Source organism: Marinobacter goseongensis, assembly GCF_023156235.1.
Taxonomy (GTDB): domain Bacteria; phylum Pseudomonadota; class Gammaproteobacteria; order Pseudomonadales; family Oleiphilaceae; genus Marinobacter; species Marinobacter goseongensis.
On sequence record NZ_JAKZAI010000068.1, the window covers coordinates 1 to 2,297 of the forward strand.

2 protein-coding genes are annotated in these 2,297 nt (G+C 59.3%); both read left to right on the forward strand.

Going from position 1 to position 2,297, the window contains the following annotated elements; all coding sequences use genetic code 11:
• The first annotated feature begins 136 nt into the window (after positions 1 to 136).
• Positions 137 to 1,642, forward strand: a complete 1,506-nt coding sequence (gene istA, locus MLC70_RS18330; RefSeq protein WP_248185962.1) for an IS21 family transposase — start codon at positions 137 to 139, stop codon at positions 1,640 to 1,642.
• Positions 1,629 to 2,297, forward strand: a 669-nt coding sequence (istB, locus tag MLC70_RS18335; RefSeq protein WP_248185965.1) for an IS21-like element helper ATPase IstB, incomplete at its 3' end; no start/stop codon positions are given. The genes istA and istB, both read left to right, overlap by 14 nt.

Here is a 2,297-nt window from a genome sequence, read left to right on the forward strand (position 1 = left end):
TGTTAGTGGCCAATTAAAATGACCCACTACTGGCCATTAATTTTGACCCACCTCCGAGTGGCCGTCAGGCCACAGAACCAGCTACTGTCCCCCGCTTTTATCGATGGCCGGGGGCATGTCAGTGAAGGAGTGGGTTGTGATACACAAGATCAAGGCACTGCACGATAACGGCAAAGGGCTGTCGATCCGCGCCATCAGTCAGGAACTGGGGTTGTCCCGGAATACCGTCCGCAAGTATTTGCGGATGAATGAGAGTGCGATATCGGAACAGCTTGAAGATCCCTCACGCAGCAAACGCCTCGACGATCACCGGGATTATCTGGTGCATTTGCTCCAGCAGTTTCCCAGACTCAGCGCCGTCAAGATTGCCCGCAAGCTGCAAGCGAAGGTTGGTGAGTTACCGGCCTCGGACCGTTCCATTCGCCGCTATGTGCGGGTGCTCAAGGAGGAAGTCGCCTCGGCTCAGATGCGCTACTACGAGCCTATCCTGGATGATGTCCCCGGTGTTCAGTGTCAGGTGGACCCTGGTGAGTTGCGTGGTGTGTTGATCGGTGGCGAAGAGCGCACGCTGCACTTCGTGGTGTTCGTGCTGTCCTACTCGCGGCTGATGTACGTGGGCCTGGCCTTCCGCCCTCTGGACACCCAGACCTTTATCCAGCTCCACGATGAAGCCCTGCGGTATTTTGGCGGTCTACCGGAGGAATGCGTTTACGATCAGACCAAGCTGGTGGTGATCAACGAGCAGTACCGGGAACTGACCCTCAACCAGCGGTTCCATGAGTATGCGACTACGGCCGGGTTCCGGATACATGCCTGCGAAGGCTACGACCCGGAGAGCAAGGGCAAGGTGGAAGCCGGCGTGAAGTACGTCAAGCAGGATTGCCTCTACGGTGAGGTCTTCCGGGACCAGGAACACGTGCGTCAGCACGTGCAGGACTGGGTTGAGAGTGTGGCCAATGTCCGCATCCACGGCACCACCGGCGAGCCGCCGGGGGAGCGGTTCGAACGGGATGAGCGAGAACGCCTTGAGGCTTACCTGTCACCAGCTTGCGTGCAGCCTGTAGTCCACGAGACACGGCGGGCCGACAAGACCGGCCTGATCGCCTGGAAGGCCAACAAGTACTCTGTGCCCATGGCCTGGCAACAGGCCCGAGTGGGCGTTCTGGAGTCCGGCGGTCAACTCCACATCAGTGACCTGAACACCGGCGAAGTCATTGCCAGCCATGCGCTGTGTTCCGACAAGGGCAAGGTGATCAAGAACACACATCACTACCGCGATCATGCCCAGCGGGTGACCACCCTTGAGAGCAAGATCAATGAGATGATCGGTAGCGAAATCGGGCAACGGTTGTGCCAGCAACTCAAGTGTTCCGAGCCCAAGGTCTATAAAGATCAGTTAGTGGCTACCCGTGATCTGCTCAAGCGCCATGCGCCGGTGGATCCGGTGTTGCTCACGACTCTGGCAGAGCGTCCCGGCATGACCGCCACACGGCTGCAAAGCTACCTTGAAGCGGCCCAGGCCGCCGTCCTCCGGGAACGGCAGCCGGAACCGCTACCAGAACCCAAGCAAGCGCTGGATCTGAGCGCTTATCGCCGTGTTGGCCACTCCAGTGGCCAGGGGGTGACCCATGAGCCAGCTTGAACAGACCGTGTCCCGTTACCGCAGCCTGCGTCTGAGTGCGGCCGCGGATGAACTTACGAACCTGCTGGCCGAAGCAGAAGCCAACGAGATGTCCTACCTGAGCTTCGCGGACAGGCTTGCCGAACACGAACTGATCCAGCGCCAGGATAAGCGCATCAGCCGAAACCGGAAGATGGCCGCGTTCCCCGCCGATAAGCGCCTGGAGGGCTTCGACTACCGGCACCAGACCACCATTAACAAGCGCCAGGTCAATGCCTTGCTGGACTTCCAGTTCATCGACGAGCGGAACAACCTGGTGTTCATCGGCCCGCCCGGTGTCGGCAAGACCCACCTGGCCATCGGGATCGGCCATAAGGCGGTGGAAGCCGGTTACCGGGTGTTGTTCCGCAATGCCCTGGATCTGGTGGAAGAGCTGGAGCTGGCCGAGATGAAAGGGGAGCTGAAAAAGCGGGTCAGCGCCTTGGCCAAATACGACCTGTTGATCATCGACGAACTGGGCTATCTACCCATGACCCGGCAGGCCCGGTACAACCTGTTCCAACTGATCAACAGTCTGTACGAATACCGGTCCATCATCCTGACCACCAACAAGGACTTCACCAGTTGGGGCGAGTTCTTCCACGACGACAACGTGGCGGTGCCGATCATTGACCGG